Annotated in this window: 17 protein-coding genes; 11 read left to right on the top strand and 6 right to left on the bottom strand. The window is 47.4% G+C overall.

The window, feature by feature from the left end; translation table 11 throughout:
* The first annotated feature begins 154 nt into the window (after positions 1–154).
* Positions 155–739 carry a UPF0149 family protein gene (locus tag VJY99_RS12250; protein WP_324118795.1) on the top strand — a complete coding sequence of 195 codons (585 nt, stop codon included), beginning with the start codon at positions 155–157 and terminating at the stop codon, positions 737–739.
* A gap of 55 nt (positions 740–794) precedes the next feature.
* The gene (locus tag VJY99_RS12245) at positions 795–935 is read left to right on the top strand and encodes a hypothetical protein (protein WP_324118816.1); all 141 of its coding nucleotides are present in this window, start codon (positions 795–797) and stop codon (positions 933–935) included.
* Between the two features lie 83 nt (positions 936–1,018).
* Here the strand turns inward: VJY99_RS12245 and ftnA are convergent, their stop codons facing one another.
* Together ftnA and yecR are read right to left on the bottom strand one after the other, a co-directional pair.
* Positions 1,019–1,516, bottom strand: coding sequence for a non-heme ferritin (gene ftnA / locus VJY99_RS12240; protein ID WP_324118793.1), 498 nt, complete (start codon positions 1,514–1,516; stop codon positions 1,019–1,021).
* A 260-nt stretch (positions 1,517–1,776) separates the two neighbouring features.
* Complete coding sequence (gene yecR / locus VJY99_RS12235) at positions 1,777–2,121, bottom strand: YecR family lipoprotein (RefSeq protein WP_324118791.1); 345 nt, start codon at positions 2,119–2,121, stop codon at positions 1,777–1,779.
* A gap of 171 nt (positions 2,122–2,292) precedes the next feature.
* On the opposite strand from yecR, the gene VJY99_RS12230 reads away from it, so the two are divergent.
* Together VJY99_RS12230 and VJY99_RS12225 are read left to right on the top strand one after the other, a co-directional pair.
* Positions 2,293–2,472 carry a hypothetical protein gene (locus VJY99_RS12230; RefSeq protein ID WP_324118789.1) on the top strand — a complete coding sequence of 60 codons (180 nt, stop codon included), beginning with the start codon at positions 2,293–2,295 and terminating at the stop codon, positions 2,470–2,472.
* Between the two features lie 161 nt (positions 2,473–2,633).
* The gene (locus VJY99_RS12225) at positions 2,634–3,272 is read left to right on the top strand and encodes an RpiB/LacA/LacB family sugar-phosphate isomerase (RefSeq protein ID WP_324118787.1); all 639 of its coding nucleotides are present in this window, start codon (positions 2,634–2,636) and stop codon (positions 3,270–3,272) included.
* Between the two features lie 116 nt (positions 3,273–3,388).
* Here the strand turns inward: VJY99_RS12225 and VJY99_RS12220 are convergent, their stop codons facing one another.
* Positions 3,389–4,807 carry an MFS transporter gene (locus VJY99_RS12220; RefSeq protein ID WP_324118786.1) on the bottom strand — a complete coding sequence of 473 codons (1,419 nt, stop codon included), beginning with the start codon at positions 4,805–4,807 and terminating at the stop codon, positions 3,389–3,391.
* 216 nt (positions 4,808–5,023) lie between these two features.
* Between VJY99_RS12220 and azuC the strand changes: the two genes are divergently transcribed.
* Entirely contained in the window at positions 5,024–5,107 is an 84-nt protein-coding gene (gene azuC, locus VJY99_RS12215; protein WP_324118814.1) for a stress response protein AzuC, read from the top strand.
* Between the two features lie 181 nt (positions 5,108–5,288).
* Positions 5,289–5,540: a DUF2766 family protein gene (locus VJY99_RS12210; protein ID WP_034496127.1), complete on the top strand. Its 252-nt coding sequence runs from the start codon at positions 5,289–5,291 to the stop codon at positions 5,538–5,540.
* Between the two features lie 64 nt (positions 5,541–5,604).
* Here the strand turns inward: VJY99_RS12210 and VJY99_RS12205 are convergent, their stop codons facing one another.
* From VJY99_RS12205 to VJY99_RS12195, 3 genes are all read right to left on the bottom strand, one after another.
* Entirely contained in the window at positions 5,605–6,948 is a 1,344-nt protein-coding gene (locus tag VJY99_RS12205; protein WP_324118781.1) for an anaerobic C4-dicarboxylate transporter, read from the bottom strand.
* A 176-nt stretch (positions 6,949–7,124) separates the two neighbouring features.
* Positions 7,125–7,628, bottom strand: coding sequence for a non-heme ferritin-like protein (locus VJY99_RS12200; RefSeq protein WP_324118779.1), 504 nt, complete (start codon positions 7,626–7,628; stop codon positions 7,125–7,127).
* A 378-nt stretch (positions 7,629–8,006) separates the two neighbouring features.
* A complete protein-coding gene (locus VJY99_RS12195; RefSeq protein WP_324118778.1) occupies positions 8,007–8,864 on the bottom strand; it encodes an AraC family transcriptional regulator in 858 nt (285 codons plus the stop codon).
* A 228-nt stretch (positions 8,865–9,092) separates the two neighbouring features.
* On the opposite strand from VJY99_RS12195, the gene VJY99_RS12190 reads away from it, so the two are divergent.
* The 5 genes from VJY99_RS12190 to VJY99_RS12170 all read left to right on the top strand — a co-directional run bounded on the left by VJY99_RS12190 (position 9,093) and on the right by VJY99_RS12170 (position 15,374).
* The gene (locus tag VJY99_RS12190; RefSeq protein ID WP_324118776.1) at positions 9,093–10,925 is read left to right on the top strand and encodes a DUF2264 domain-containing protein; all 1,833 of its coding nucleotides are present in this window, start codon (positions 9,093–9,095) and stop codon (positions 10,923–10,925) included.
* Between the two features lie 25 nt (positions 10,926–10,950).
* Entirely contained in the window at positions 10,951–12,225 is a 1,275-nt protein-coding gene (locus VJY99_RS12185) for an oligosaccharide MFS transporter (RefSeq protein ID WP_414641591.1), read from the top strand.
* A 14-nt stretch (positions 12,226–12,239) separates the two neighbouring features.
* Positions 12,240–13,445 carry a glycoside hydrolase family 88 protein gene (locus VJY99_RS12180; protein WP_324118772.1) on the top strand — a complete coding sequence of 402 codons (1,206 nt, stop codon included), beginning with the start codon at positions 12,240–12,242 and terminating at the stop codon, positions 13,443–13,445.
* A gap of 45 nt (positions 13,446–13,490) precedes the next feature.
* Positions 13,491–14,048, top strand: coding sequence for a DJ-1 family glyoxalase III (locus VJY99_RS12175; RefSeq protein ID WP_324118770.1), 558 nt, complete (start codon positions 13,491–13,493; stop codon positions 14,046–14,048).
* A gap of 336 nt (positions 14,049–14,384) precedes the next feature.
* Positions 14,385–15,374 carry an arabinose ABC transporter substrate-binding protein gene (locus VJY99_RS12170; RefSeq protein ID WP_324118768.1) on the top strand — a complete coding sequence of 330 codons (990 nt, stop codon included), beginning with the start codon at positions 14,385–14,387 and terminating at the stop codon, positions 15,372–15,374.
* The last annotated feature ends 184 nt before the right edge of the window (positions 15,375–15,558 follow it).

Raw genomic sequence — 15,558 nt, 5'->3', positions numbered from 1 at the left:
TTTGAAAATCGCAGAAACACCATTTTTCCTGACATCCTTTCTCAAAAATGATCCTTTTTAGGTTAAAGTCACTGCATATCACAGGCCGACCAGACCCTAAAAGTCTTCCTGTTAAATTCGGATTAAAAAAAGTACACATTTTGGAGAACACAGCATGAATCAAGGGCCGCTAAACGAAGAAGAACTGGAATGGTTGGATGACACTCTTACCCAGTATGGTAACGATGATTCCGTGCTGGATGTCTCAGAATTAGACGGGATGCTGACCGCTATTCTCTCCGCGCCGACGATGATTGCTCTTGCACAGTGGCAGGCAGCAGTATGGGGGGGTGAAGAACAACTTCCTCATTGGGAAAGTGCACAAGAACAGCAGCGCTTTAATGATCTCGCCTCTCAGCATATGAATGATATTGCAGAACGCCTGTGCCATGCGCCTGATCAGTTTGATCCGTTGTTTGGTTATCGCGAAGTGGATGGCAATGATTACACTATCGTTGAGGAGTGGTGTTTTGGTTATATGCGCGGTGTTGCCCTAAGTGACTGGACTACGTTGCCAGAAGCACTGCAAACCGTGCTGGAGGTGATTGCCTTGCATGGTGAAGAGGCCAATATCGCGAAGCTGGAACAGATGACCGAAGAGGAATATGAAACGAGTCAGGCAGCGATTGGCCCAGCTGCGTTGGAATTACATTCTTGGGGGAAAGGTCAGCCTCAGTCTGAGTCAAAAACCGTCCATTAATCACACCTTGAAAATATGTATCTCACTAACAGGCATTCGCTCCATGGATGCCTGATTGACGTTAACATGGGTTAATGGGCCATATTATATCGAGGTGGCGATGCTGGATGGGCAAGGAAAAGCGAGAATTAATCTGGCTAATGAAGGGAAGCAGAGTGACGGTTGGTATCGAGTGTCGAAGGTTCGTAAGCAATAATTAATTAGCCATGAGCCTGAAGACCAGAAGTGATTTTTCTGAAAAAACGGTAAGCATAAGTCATGCTTACCGGTTAGAACGTATTAAGCTTGAGTATCCAGAGTAGCCAGTTCTTTATCTACGAAATACAAGCCTTCACCGCTTTTACCCACCAGACTTAATTTATCCAGCACAGATTTAAACAGTTTTTCTTCTTCATGCTGCTCAGAGACATACCACTGCAGGAAATTAAAGGTCGGGTAATCCTGAGAAGTCATCGCCGCATGAGCCAGTTCATTAATCTTATGCGTAATTAACTGTTCGTGTTCGTAGGTGGCGCTAAATAACTTATCCAGAGAGTCGTAATCTTGATCTGGTGCTGGAATCGCATTAATACGAGGCAAGCTCCCGGTATCGGTCAAATAGGCAAACAGGCGCTGCATATGTTCCATCTCTTCTTGAGCATGACGACGCAGGAAAGCGGCAGCCCCTTCAAAGCTATGGAAGCTACACCAGGCACTCATTTGTTGATAAAGCAGGGAAGAGTAAAGCTCAAGATTCATCTGTTCGTTAAGTTTTTCGATCATTTCAGCTTTAAGCATGATGTGCTCCGTGAGAATTAGCTATTTAACATTAGTGCTACTTTAATTTTATTATTTCTATAATGCAAAGAAAATGTTAATTAAATTGTTGTAATGGGAATGGTTGCTAATATTATTCTCTTTTAAACTATTTATACTAAAATATTATCGCCACCCAATAGGAATGATTATTATTTAATTATCGTGGCCGAATAATTATTATTACCCAAACCACGGTTAATTTAAGGCTATACCCACAACTTGAAGTATGACGGGGAAAATCATTGCACGACTATTTCATCTCTGAGGTACTTCTCCATTCCGATACCACGGCACTGGTACTCAAGCGTGACGGTGTGGTTCAGACACAACGCGCCGCTGCTCAGACTACAGGTTCTGATCGGCTCGCCATAGGGGAAAGCCGAAGTATATCCCCATTGCTGGCACTGATGACTGGCCGCTGACTGCGCAACATAGGTATCGACTTTGGCTCTTTGTAATGGCGCAACATCAAAGCTCAGGCGAGCGACACCTACAACTTCGCTGCCTTTGACGGGCTGTGGGGTCTTATTCATGGTGCAACCGCTTAATAACGCAGCCACTAAAACAAAATAAATAGTTTTCATTATGCTCAGCCTCAAATGATATTTTTATGATTTTAGCATGCAGTCAAAAGGAATATTATCAACAGCATAATACTGCGTAATTTTGTTTAAGATGATTTATATGGGTTATATAAAACTAAACTTAAGGCATTTATAAACAAGCAAATAACGGCTGTTATCATTTTCATTCGCATGAATGTAGCAAGTATTGCCATCACTTTAGTGACTGAGCGTTATCTTGATTATTTTCCGGTTAAACCGATGGAGAGCATTCGCGCACATATGCATGTTTTGGCACGCGGTGAACGGGGAAAACAAGCGCACCAGCTTAACGATAGTGTGGCGATGTTTCGTCTCGCCAAATCTGCATAACAGATGAGTCGCTGTTTGGGGATAGGCAGAAGTGTGAGCACATCTTAGTTTTTTAAAACAAAAGTTCATTAAATTTGAAAGTGTGTTTGCTAGATAGTATTGTTAATGCATACCCAAGCGATTCCCCGCGGGAGATCCCGTGACCCAATCTGGAGACGAAAATGAAAATAGCACTGATGATGGAAAACAGTCAGGCTGGTAAAAACGCAATCATTCTTAATGAGTTGCAAGCGGTTGCTGCTGAGAAAGAGTACCCGGTTTACAACGTAGGTATGAGCAATGAGCAGGATCACCACCTGACCTACATCCACCTCGGTATTATGGCGAGCATTCTGTTGAATTCTAAAGCCGTTGATTTCGTTGTGACCGGTTGCGGCACAGGTCAGGGCGCAATGATGTCCCTGAACATCCACCCGGGTGTGGTTTGCGGATACTGCCTGGATCCAGCAGATGCTTTCCTGTTCGCCCAAATCAACAACGGTAACGCGCTGTCACTGGCATTCGCTAAAGGCTTCGGCTGGGGTGCAGAGCTGAACGTACGTTACATGTTCGAAAAAGCATTCACTGGCCGTAAAGGCGAAGGGTACCCAATCGAGCGTCAAGAACCACAGGTTCGTAACGCGGGCATCCTGAACCAGGTTAAAGCTGCAGTTGTGAAAGAAAACTATCTGGACACCTTGCGTTCTATCGACCGCGAACTGGTGAAAACCGCTGTGACTGGCGAACGTTTCCAGCAGTGTTTCTTCGAAAACTGTCAGGATAAAGAGATTGAAGCGTTCGTTCGCGAAATCCTTGCCTAATAGTGATTAACATTAAAAACGGTCAGTTTTTTACTGGCCGTTTTTTTTGCACTAGCACAGGGTTTTCTCTGTCGTTTTATACACCGTCTTGCTTAATCCTACAGTGACTTACCGCATTATTGCTTTTTGGACACGCTGCTTCCGGCGTCATGCGGCAGTCGTAGCAAATCAATTAACCCAAACAAGCAAATTAGCGTAATCATCACGAACGAAACCTTGATAGACATACCTGGAATCGACGTAATATCGAGCCATTGGCTGATTTTCTCCCCAAGGCGAATCCCAATCGCGCCAAGTGTAATACCCAACCCAACAGACAGTTGCGTCGCCGTGCTGAAGAGCGTGTTGGCATAGCTCATTTGCGTGGATGGCACATCTGAAAAGGCGAGGGTGCTGATGCCAGTAAACTGCATTGAGCGAAACATCCCACCAAAGAACAGGATAGCAATCGTCAACCAGGCCGCGGTGTGAGGTGTGAGAAAAGCGCAGGCCAATAGAGAGGCGACGTTTAACAGGCCGTTAATGATCAGCAGTTTTTTGAACCCTAACGCGCGAATCAACGGTGTGGTAGCGGGTTTCATGGCGAGGTTTCCAGCAAATACCGCTAAAACCAATAAGCCCGAATGAAAAGCATCCATACCGAAACCGACCTGGAACAGTAGCGGTAATAAAAAAGGGACCGCACTGATAGAGGTACGGAATAGCGAACCGCCATACATTGTCACGCCAAAAGTTTGTACCTTTAAAGCATCAAGACGAATCATCGGATGTTGGGCATGTTTAAAATGCCAAAGAGAAAACCACAACGCTGCGGCACCCAACAGCAGAAGACTCACTGTGGGCAGTAAATTAATTTGCGATTGCCCGAGCATTTCCAGGCCGTAGACCAGGCTAATCATCGCTACAGCGGTACTGGTAAAACCGATGCCATCAAACGGGCGGCGATCGTCATCGTGAATATCCGGAATCAAACGCCACGCCAGCACCATCGCAGCCAATCCAAGCGGCAGGTTGATATAAAAAATCCAACGCCACGAGGCGTAACTGGTGATGAATCCCCCCAGCGGTGGACCTATTATCGGCGCAACCAGTGCCGGCCAGGTTAGCGTGGCGATAGCCGTAATCAGTAAATGTTTGGGTGTGGTGCGTAACACAGCAAGTCGCCCGACTGGCACCATCAGCGCCCCTCCCATTCCTTGCAAGATACGCATGGCGACAAACTGTTCCAGCGTATTGGCAATCCCGCACAGCACGGAAGCAAAAGTAAAGATCCCGAGTGCGAGAGTAAAAACTTTGCGTGCGCCAAAGCGGTCAGCAATCCAACCACTGGCCGGAATCAACACCGCCAGAGTCAGCAAATAAGCGCTCATACCGATGTTCAGATCAACGGCATCAACTCCAAATGTTTTTGCCATTTCCGGCAGAGCGGTTGCGATAACTGTCCCGTCGAGAAATTCCATAAAAAATGCGCCAGCGACCAGTAACGCCATACCAGAAATGCCACGTTTTGGTGCCGAAGAAGGGGAATTTGCCATGAATGAAACTCAAAATTAAAATAACGTTTTAAAAATTTATTGAGTCAATTAACCAGTTAAGTGTTGGATTTGCAAGCCATTTAATGTGAATGACTTGTGAAATCCACAAGGAAAATCTGTGATGTGCATCACAAAACTATTGATTTATGTGACCAGTGTCATATTATGAGCCCCATAAAGAGCAAAACCTGTAAAAAGAAATCACTGGAGCACACAATGAAACTGCGCAAAATCCTGAAAAGCATGTTCGAACAGTACTGCAAAACCTTTAAAGATGTACCGCCAGGTGGCATGTTCTGATTTGCCAGCCTGAAGAAAAACCTGCCGCGGCAGGTTTTTTTATGTCTTAAATTTGGCTATTTACCCGCAATCATTGGCTCACCACCCAGTCGTTCATTTTTACCGGCAGGGTTCTATTACTGATACCGTTTCAACGCACAGAAATGTACTATGACGCCCATTGCGAAATAGGAGAGTAATAATGTCTGAACAATTATCTGCCGACCAGGAACTGGTTTCTGATGTAGTGGCATGCCAGTTAGTGATTAAACAAATTCTGGATGTCATTGATGTGATTGCACCTGTAGAAGTGCGCGAAAAAATGGCGAACCAATTAAAGACCATTGATTTCGCCACGCACCCTGCAGCGGCAGATCCCGTGACCCGCCGTGCGATTCAAAAAGCCATTTCTTTGATTGAATTGAAATTTACACCGCAAAACGAAGCGCATTAATTTCAGCGGTTGTAACCGTTGTAGGTCGAGTAAGCGAAGCGTCACCCGACCTACAACACCACACTCAGAAGAACGTCATCACCAGCAAATAACTCGCCGCACAAGCACAACTCACGCCGATCAAACCTGGCAAAATGAAACTGTGGTTAATGATGAATTTACCAATTTTCGTCGTACCGGAACGGTCAAAGCCGATGCATGCCAGGTCACTTGGATAAGTGGGTAATACAAAGTAACCGTAGGATGCCGGGAAGAAGGCAATCAGCATTTTCGGTTCCACACCCAGCATCAAGCCCATCGGTGCGACGGCGGTTAAGGCTGCAGCCTGGCTGTTCACCAGTTTAGAAACCAAAAATAGCACGATGGCATAAGTCCACGGATGACTTTTCACCACGCCTTCCAACGCCATTTTTAGCTCTTCAAGATGTGCCTGGAAAAAGGTATCACTCATCCACGCCACACCAAATACCGAGAAAATCGCCACCATTCCGGCTTTAAATACAGCACCGTTGGAGATAGCGGAAGCGTTCACTTTGCACACGATTAGCATGACGGCACCGGCAATCAACATCATCATCTGGATAACCAGATTCATTGAAAGCGGCTTTAATGAGCCTTTGATGTCGAAAGCTGGACGCAGTGCCGGAACAGCCCCTAACAACACGACCACCAGAATCCCGGCAAAGAAGATCCACGTTGACCAGTAAGCTTGCTTTGGGAACACCTGATTTAACAGCGTTTCGCTGTTGCCATAGATAAACTCACGCTGTTTCGGGTCGGCAAGTTTTTCCTGAAACTCTGGGTCATCTTGCAAGTCTTTACCACGACGCAAGCTCCAGAGTGCTGCAATCAGCACCCCAAATAAGGAGGCGGGTACTGAAACGCAGAGAATATCGAGGATGCTCCACGCTTGGCCAATTCCATGGTTAGCCGCCAGAATCGAAATCAGTGAAACGACGGCCACTGAGACGGGAGAGGCAGTAATCGCCATTTGCGAAGCAATTGACGCCACAGCCATTGGGCGTTCTGGACGAATTCCTTTCTTCAGCGCGATATCGGCGATAATTGGGAACATGGTGTACACCACATGGCCAGTACCGCACAGGAAAGTCAGCATCCAGGTGGTGAACGGTGCAAGCAACGTAATATGTTGAGGATGTTTGCGCAGCAGTCGCTCGGCAAACTGCATCATGACATTCAAACCACCTGCAGTTTGCAATGTGGCGGCACATCCAATTACCGCAAGAATAGTCAGCATTACATCAACGGGCGGTTTTCCAGGCTCAAGCCCAAAAATGAAAGTGAGAATAAATAGCCCAATTCCACTAATCAGGCCAAGGCCCATCCCGCCAAAACGTGTACCGACTAACAGGCATAAAATAATGACAATGAATTCAATGGTTATCATGATAATTCCTGGATATTTGACATGTAATAATCATCACAGAATGTAAGTAATTACATTGAGACACAGATCGTGTTTGTCAAAATTCAATTAAAACAGATATTTAGTAACAAAAAATTAACACTCCACCCTGTGCAGACGGAGTGACTCATCGTAATGGGATAGGTGAACTCAGAATCTTAATGCAGCTGATGATTGACTAAATTTGTTAAATGCTCATCGGTCTGGCTCATACACAGCCCGGCTTTATAGGCACTACGCACTTCGTCGAGAATAGTTTTCAGCAACTCACCTTCTTCTTGTTGTTCCAGGTCTACGGTTTTCAGGAAAGTGAGCGTTGGGTAATCTTTCAGGGCGACCGCTTCTGCGGTTAATTTCGATAAGGTGGCACAGCGTTGGTGATGGTCTTCCAGCGTTTGTTCAAACAGCATTTCCAAAGAGTTGCATTCGCATTGTTGTGTTTCTATTGCCCCAACAATGGGAGTGCCGCCCGCTTGCTTCATGAAATTAAATATCCGCATCATTTGCGTGACATTACTTTGTGCCTGGCCCCTTAAGAAATTCGCCGTGCCCGTTAAACTGTGTTCAGAGCACCATGTACTGAGGCGCAAATACAGGTTCGAGGAGCAGAAATCACGGTTAATCTGCAAATTAAGTCTTTGAACCATCCCTGAAGTTGCCATAATAATTTCCTTTTAGAAGCGGGTCATTGGTTAAGCCTGGAATAAATGTCATGTCAGCATCTCAAGAACAATAAAAGAAGGTTTTTCTATTATTACCAGGCAAAACAACAGTTTTGCATTCATTATATCTCGGTTGAGAGGGCGTCCTGAATACGTCAATAAACAGAATACCTCTTTTGGGTTATTAAGAAAACTCTTAATTTTGTGTGTTTACCCTTATTTACAACCTCATTTTCCAGGGGGGAATAAAAGTTAAAATGTATTTCCTGTTTCGCCAAAGTTATAAGAGTGGCTGTATTAATATAATGATGAATATTGTGATTGACCGCGTAATAGTGAAATATCAAATTAACTATTTATTGTGCTGGATCATATTTCCTACCCATTGGATAATTGAGTGCGAGACTGTTTCCGGTACTGCAACGGGGTCTGATTCATCATCTTCTTAAAGCAGGTGATGAAATAAGTGGCCTCGATAAAACCCACTTCAAGCGCGATGGCATCAATGCTTAATGGAGAAGTGCGTAACAGATCACAACTTTTCTTGATGCGTCGGGTCAACAGATATTCATGAATGCTACCACCGGTCTGCTGGCGAAAAATACGTGAAGTGTAGCTACGGGATAATCCAACTGATTGTGCCAGTTCATCCAGGGAAAACTTACCACGATAATTATTTTCAACCCATTGCATGATGCGTGAGGCAACCGTTTGTTCTTGCGGCATAAACACCTGTGGTTGCGCGGGGAGGAAAGCCATTATCTGCATGACCATAAACGCAACATCACTGGCCGTTGAGTGAGCCATCGGGTCGAGTTTGTCGAACTCGCCGAGAATGACCTCCATAAATTCTGCCTGTTCACTCAAATCGTAAATTTGCGCGGGCACGTCACTGGCGGCCAGGGCAGAAAATTGAGCTTGCTGGCGCGGGAAGGCCTGTAGAGTGCTGATCACGGATGAATGCTCAATGTGCATGGTGGTGCGGTGATACTGGTTTTTGTCATTGGCCTCGACATGCACTTTGTGCAAGCGGAAAGGGGGGAAGATAAACAACCGGCCTGGCCGTGCGGTGTAATGTTGGTTATCCACCACTACAATCCCATACCCTTTTGAAATATATAGAAATTCAACGCATTGATGCCAGTGATAATACTGAGCACTTGACGCTCGCAGGCGGTGAAATGAGATAACCTGGCTATCCAGCGTAATTCGCTCCATCAATAGTGCTTCGCTCATTTCCTCTCCAGGACAATAATTTTAAGTTTTTACGCCATCATTTGTAATTTATTCCCTTGGTAAATAGAAAAATCCAGCGAAATTGAAATGTCGGTTTATTTTTGTGATGCGGCTCACTCTGAGGGCGGAATAAAAGCGACTACTCTTGGCCCCAGCGCGAAGTATTAGCGCAATGAAAATATGAATAACAATAACTTAAAATATTCTCGTGTTTAATGGGAGGACATCTTGCAACCTAAAAGTATTACCCTAAACAATCCCCTGCAAAGCAGAGACGACCTGCAAAAACTGGTCAATGAATTACTGAATGCCGTTTCGCCATTCTTTAAAAATGATACCAGTCGGGTAGACCTTGCTAATTTCACAGCACATTACGGCCAGCAGGTTGCCAATATGGAAACCTTCTCGCGTTTGTTGTGGGGTGTGACGCCATTGCTGGCGGGGGGCCATGAGCCAGAACAATTTGCTTTTTATATTCAGGCTATTAAAAACGGGACGAATCCACACCACGTGGATTATTGGGGTGAGGTCACCTCTTTTGACCAACGTATTGTGGAAATGGCAGCCTACGGATTATTACTGGCAGTCGCCCATAAACCGCTGCTTGCGCACTTCAATGAACAAGAGAAGCAGCATCTTTGGCAGTGGCTAAAGCAATGTGAAAACCAGGATATTCCAGATAACAACTGGCATTACTTCCCGATTTTGGTACAGGTGGGCTTCCATCATTGTGGAATGCCGAAAAATGCCGATGCGCTGGAAACGCACTTCGCTGCAATGGAGCGTTATTATCTCGGTGATGGCTGGTATTCCGACGGGCCCGGGCGTCCACGTGATTATTATATTTCGATGGGTTTCCATTTCTATGGGCTGATCTACGCCAAACTAATGGCGGATGTTGATCCCGAGCGATGCAATAAATTGCGCCAGCGTGCAACCCTGTTTGCTACCGACTTTATCCATTTCTTCGCGGATGACGGGGCTGCTATTCCCTTTGGCCGCAGCCTGACTTATCGCTTTGCACAAGCCGCATTCTGGAGTGCGGCTGCGTTTGCCGAGTTGGAAGTCTATGAACCGGGCGTGGTAAAAGGCATCGTACTGCGCCATTTACGCTGGTGGTTGCAACAACCGTTATTCGACCGCGATGGAGTGCTGAGTGTCGGTTACAGCTATCCAAACCTGGTCATGGCAGAAGATTACAATGCACCGGGCTCTCCATATTGGGGGCTGAAAACCATGCTGATACTGGCATTAGGCGAAGAAAATGCCTTCTGGCAGGCACAAGAATTGCCATTACCACCGCGTGACGCGCACCATAGCATTCCTCATGCCTCACAAATTCTGGTTCATCAACCTAATCATTTATGGATGTTGACCTCCGGGCAGCTCGAACTGAATAACTTCGTGAATACCGAAGCCAAATATTGCAAATTTGCTTATTCCACTCGTTACGGTTTCACCATTGAACGGGGTCGTTACGGGCTAAATCACGCGGCTCCCGATTCAATGCTGCTGTTATCGGAGAAAGACGATTACTGGCGCGGGCGTCGCGATTGCCAGAACGTCACCACCGCTGATGGCATGATTTACAGCCGTTGGCAGCCGTGGGTGGATGTCACTATCGACAGCTGGTTGTTGCCATTGGGCGACTGGCAGTTGCGCGTACATTCCATCAAAACCGAACGTGAGCTGGATTGTGCAGAAGGCGGCTTCAGCTTGCCAAACCGTCCACTTCCCGAGGCGAATATCGCGTTAGCCAACTGCCAATTGACCTCCGCCACGGATACCAGCGCCATTTACTGCTTAAGCCCACAACTGCGCAATGGCGACCAGGTGTTAACGCCACCAAACAGCAACCTGCTCTTTGCTGAACGCGCTGCGGTTCCCCTGTTGAAAGGGGAATTGTGTAAGGGAACGCATTTGCTAATCAGTGCTGTTTGGGCTGGGGATTCGGCGGCATTTGATGGAAACGCTCGCCCGCAAGCCATTGTCAACGAAGGTGTTGTACGTCTGGTGATGGGCAACCACGAAAAACAACTCATGCTGAATAAACTGCCGTGATGATTCTGGAGAAACACCAATGAATATGTCGACAATAACGCGCACCGCGCAAATAAAAATGAGCAGTTTTATCTTTCTCTACTTTTTCACCTGGTCTTCCAGCTTCGGGCTGTATGCCCTGTGGCTGAGCCAAAAAGTGGGATTAGATAGCATCACCATCGGCAGCGTTTTTGCTATCAACGGGGTCTTTGCCGTGGTGATGAAACCGGTTTATGGCTACATCATGGATAAGATCGGCATGAGCAAATGGCTGCTCTATTTTGTCTGCGCCGTTTCCGCGCTGATGGCCCCGTTCTTTGTATTCATTTATCAACCATTATTACTGACGCACACCATGGCAGGGATTGTGATTGGTGCGCTGTACCTGAGCCTGGGTTGGTATGCCGGTGTCGCCGCTTCAGAATCCTATGCTGACCGCTTCAGCCGTCTGTACGGACTGGAATTTGGGCGCATTCGTATGTGGGGTTCACTGGGCTGGGCCATGGCTGCGTCAGTTTCCGGCTTGTTATTCAACTACTCGCCGCTGGCAAACTTCCTTGTCAGCAGCACCACTTCAGTGCTGATGTTACTGGTGCTTGTCAGCCTGAAAATTGGTGATGAGCAACTGCGTAATAACAATGTGATTGCCGCGAACAAAATTGTATTTGCTGATGTACTGATGTTGCTGAAAAACCGCAAATTCTGGATGTTTAGCCTGTATGTCGCCGGTGTGGCTTGGATGATGTTTGTGGCTGAACAGCAATTCCCGCGCTACTTCGTTTCGTTCTTTGACACCAAAGAACAGGGGAACGCATGGTACGGCTACCTGAGCACCGTTCAGTCCGGCATGGAATTCGTAATGATGATGTTCATCCCGTTGCTGGTGAACCACTATGGTGCCAAAAAAGGGTTGCTGTTCTGTGGTTGCGTGGTCGGAGCACGTCTGATTGCCTCCGGTTTGACCAGCGATCCGCTGATCATCTCAATCATCAAACCGTTCTACGGTGTTGAAATCTCACTACTGCTGATTTCGGTCTTCAAATACATCGCGGAACATTTCGATAAGAAGATTAACGCCACCATGTATCTGCTGGGTTACCAGGCAATGATCTACGTCGGTTCCGTGGTTGTGGCACCGCCTGCTGGATATCTGTACGACAAAATCGGCTTCGAGCATACCTACCTAATGATGGGCTGCTGCGCACTGTTCTTCACTCTAATTTCAGCTTTCACACTCTCGCGCTGCCAGTCAAAACGCGATGAGTCCCGTACTTTTACACCCGCTTTAAATACCGCTCCCGCCGAGCCGGTTAAACATTAATTTTAGGAGACGTTATGACCCGTACTGTTGTCACTGAAAAAATCGTGACCGAGCCACTGCGCCCGATTGAATTGCATCAGGTTGACCGTCTGGCACTGAATCGTAAACTGGATAGCGCATTAAAAAGCGTGACCCAAAAATTAGACAAAAACATGATTGCGCTGGGTGACAAGTTCCCCAATGAAGCCTGCGAAGGCGGCAAGTGGAAGCCGACAGGCAACGTCGAATGGACCACCAGTTTTTGGACCGGGCAGTTATGGCTTGCCTGGGAGTTAACTGGCGATGACAAATATCGTCAAGCCGCTGAGCGCTATCTACCTTCATTTGCGGAACGAGTCGACAAGCGCATTGATACCGCGACCCATGATTTGGGCTTCCTTTATACGCTGTCGTGCGTCAATGCCTGGCGCTTAACGGGTAATGAAACGGCACGTCAAACTGCGCTGCAAGCGGCTAACGTTTTAATGGAACGTTACAATTCGGTAGCCAGAATCATCCAGGCGTGGGGCGATTTGAACGACCCGGAACAACAGGGCCGGATGATTATTGACTGCAATATGAACCTTCCGCTGCTGTATTGGGCAAGCCAACAAACTGGCGATGCACGATACGCGCAAGCGGCAACGGCACACGCACAGCAGGCGGCAAAGTACATTGTTCGCCCGGATGCTTCCACGTTCCATACTTTCTATATGGATGTGAAAACCGGCGAGCCGAGATTTGGGAATACGCATCAGGGATTTAGTGACAGCTCGTGCTGGTCCCGTGGACAGGCGTGGGGCATTTATGGATTCTTGCTCACCTACCTGTATACCGGTGACACCAGCATGGTGGATCTTACCCGTAGCCTGGCGCATTACTTTATCAACCGCTTGCCGGAAGATGATGTCTGCCATTGGGATCTGGCATTGTTGGGGACCGATGCGGTGCGCGACAGTTCGGCGGCGGCGATTGCCGCTTGTGGGCTGCTGGAATTGGTGAAAGCGTTGCCGGTGTTGGATGAACATCGTGCCCATTATGAAGAGATGGCGCTGCGTATTATCGAGTCACTGACGGATAACTATCTGGCACGTGATGACGAAGCCTGTGACGGCTTACTGAAACACTCGGTTTATCACATGGCAAGCGGCAAAGGCGTCGATGAATGCTGTAGCTGGGGAGACTATTTCTACCTTGAAGCACTGACTCGCGTGCGCCAAGCGTGGAGTCTCTACTGGTAACTATTTCGCCCCCGTTGGAATGCGGGGGTAACCTGGAGAGTTGGGATGAAAACCGTTGCAGTCCTGTTAGCCCCTGGTTTTGAAGAAGGGGAAGCCATTGTTACCATTGATATTTTACGTCGCCTGAAAATAAATGTTCGCACACTGTCTTGCGTGGATACGCGTGCAGTGGTGAGTTATCACGATATTCCGATAGTAGCCGACGCCACGTTAAGTGAGTGTTTTGATGAAACCTTTGATGCTGTGGTCTTGCCAGGCGGCCCGGAAGGCAGCGTCTTTTTGGCAGGCAGTGCGAATGTTATCTCCTTCGTGCGCCGTCATGACGAATTGGGCAAACTCATCTGCCCGATCTGTTCTGCTGCGGCGCGTGTACTGGGTGGCAATGGTTTACTGAAAGGCCGCCGTTATGTCTGTTCTGGTGATTTATGGCAGCAGGTTACGGATGGCGTGTATGTTGATGCTGATGTGGTCGAAGACGGCAACCTGATCAGCGGAAAAGGTCTGGGCAAAGTGTTTGATTTTGCACTGACTGTTGCGGCTCGCCTGGAAGGGGATGAAGCCCCAGCGCGTGACCACGCGGATCATATTTATTATCCGTGGTAACAGTCCAGGAATTCAGGCGGGGAAGCGCAACGCTTTACCCGCCTTCAATAAACAAAATACCTGCTTGATCTGATTATCCACTTCCTCGCTAATTTTATGGACAAACTTGCTAATCGCAATTTCATTTGTCATACAAATACTGCCATTCTTATGTCTTTTATAGCTGAATACATGCACGGTTTTACTGTATTTCTGCTGTGTGATTCGGCTCTCTTATGGATTATTAATTTCCCGCTACAACTACATCCAGCCTTGAGAGCTAAAAGCCTGCAATGCTAATGGCTTGTTTTAACTAAACCTTACCCTACATAAAATAAAATCGAGCGGGAGTTTTCCATGCACAAATTTACTAAAGCGCTGGCGGCCATCGGCATCGCCGCGGTTATGTCACAATCCGCTATCGCAGAAACAATGAAACTCGGTTTTCTGGTTAAACAACCAGAAGAGCCGTGGTTCCAGACTGAATGGAAATTTGCCGATAAAGCTGGGAAGGATCTCGGTTTTGAAGTGATTAAAATCGCGGTTCCAGACGGCGAAAAAACGCTGAATGCCATCGACAGCCTGGCCGCCAGTGGCGCGAAAGGTTTTGTCATTTGTACCCCGGATCCAAAACTCGGTTCGGCAATTGTCGCCAAAGCAAAAAGCTACGACATGAAAGTGATTGCCGTGGATGACCAATTTGTCACCGCCAAAGGCGCGCCAATGGATACCGTGCCGTTAGTGATGATGGCGGCGACCAAAATCGGTGAGCGCCAGGGGCAAGAGCTGTATAAAGAGATGCAAAAACGTGGCTGGGACGTGAAATCGTCAGCGGTGATGGCGATTACGGCTGATGAACTCGACACGGCACGTCGCCGGACTTCCGGTTCAATGGAGGCGCTGAAAGCTGCCGGCTTCCCGGAAAAGCAAATCTACAAAGTCCCTACCAAATCTAACGACATCCCAGGAGCGTTTGATGCTGCAAACTCCATGTTGGTTCAGCATCCTGAAGTGAAACATTGGCTGATTGTCGGCATGAATGACAACACTGTACTGGGTGGCGTGCGCGCGACCGAAGGGCAGGGCTTTAAAGCGCCGGATGTGATTGGCGTGGGCATCAACGGTGTTGATGCGATAAGCGAACTGTCGAAAGCACAGGCTACAGGCTTCTATGGGTCACTGCTCCCAAGCCCGGACGTTCACGGTTATAAGAGTAGCGAGATGCTCTACAACTGGGTGACCAAAGGCGCTGAACCACCGAAATTCACCGAAGTGACCGACGTGGTACTGATCACACGTGAAAACTTCAAAGAAGAGCTGGCGAAAAAAGGCCTCGGCGGTAAGTAATCTCCGCAAACACAGTGGATGACACTGCGTTTATCCACTCTACAAGTCCGAACCGTAGGGTGGATAAGCGTGAGTGCCATCCACCCGTTGGTGGCCAGTCTTTCAACCCTGGGTAACGCAAAGGGTAAATCATGCAACAGAACACTCCGTATCTCTCTTTTCGTGGTATAGGCAAAACTTTCCC

Source organism: Buttiauxella sp. (genome assembly GCF_035271705.1).
GTDB lineage: Bacteria > Pseudomonadota > Gammaproteobacteria > Enterobacterales > Enterobacteriaceae > Buttiauxella.
This window is presented reverse-complemented; position numbering and strand designations above follow the sequence as displayed.

Excerpts from the sequence above, each read along its gene's own strand:
- VJY99_RS12250 (WP_324118795.1), top strand. The coding sequence starts at position 155 with ATGAATCAAGGGCCGCTAAACGAAGAAGAACTGGAATGGTTGGATGAC.
- ftnA (WP_324118793.1), bottom strand. The coding sequence starts at position 1,516 with ATGCTTAAAGCTGAAATGATCGAAAAACTTAACGAACAGATGAATCTT.
- yecR (WP_324118791.1), bottom strand. The coding sequence starts at position 2,121 with ATGAAAACTATTTATTTTGTTTTAGTGGCTGCGTTATTAAGCGGTTGC.
- VJY99_RS12230 (WP_324118789.1), top strand. The coding sequence starts at position 2,293 with ATGAATGTAGCAAGTATTGCCATCACTTTAGTGACTGAGCGTTATCTT.
- VJY99_RS12225 (WP_324118787.1), top strand. The coding sequence starts at position 2,634 with ATGAAAATAGCACTGATGATGGAAAACAGTCAGGCTGGTAAAAACGCA.
- VJY99_RS12220 (WP_324118786.1), bottom strand. The coding sequence starts at position 4,807 with ATGGCAAATTCCCCTTCTTCGGCACCAAAACGTGGCATTTCTGGTATG.
- azuC (WP_324118814.1), top strand. The coding sequence starts at position 5,024 with ATGAAACTGCGCAAAATCCTGAAAAGCATGTTCGAACAGTACTGCAAA.
- VJY99_RS12210 (WP_034496127.1), top strand. The coding sequence starts at position 5,289 with ATGTCTGAACAATTATCTGCCGACCAGGAACTGGTTTCTGATGTAGTG.
- VJY99_RS12205 (WP_324118781.1), bottom strand. The coding sequence starts at position 6,948 with ATGATAACCATTGAATTCATTGTCATTATTTTATGCCTGTTAGTCGGT.
- VJY99_RS12200 (WP_324118779.1), bottom strand. The coding sequence starts at position 7,628 with ATGGCAACTTCAGGGATGGTTCAAAGACTTAATTTGCAGATTAACCGT.
- VJY99_RS12195 (WP_324118778.1), bottom strand. The coding sequence starts at position 8,864 with ATGAGCGAAGCACTATTGATGGAGCGAATTACGCTGGATAGCCAGGTT.
- VJY99_RS12185 (WP_414641591.1), top strand. The coding sequence starts at position 10,951 with ATGTCGACAATAACGCGCACCGCGCAAATAAAAATGAGCAGTTTTATC.
- VJY99_RS12180 (WP_324118772.1), top strand. The coding sequence starts at position 12,240 with ATGACCCGTACTGTTGTCACTGAAAAAATCGTGACCGAGCCACTGCGC.
- VJY99_RS12175 (WP_324118770.1), top strand. The coding sequence starts at position 13,491 with ATGAAAACCGTTGCAGTCCTGTTAGCCCCTGGTTTTGAAGAAGGGGAA.
- VJY99_RS12170 (WP_324118768.1), top strand. The coding sequence starts at position 14,385 with ATGCACAAATTTACTAAAGCGCTGGCGGCCATCGGCATCGCCGCGGTT.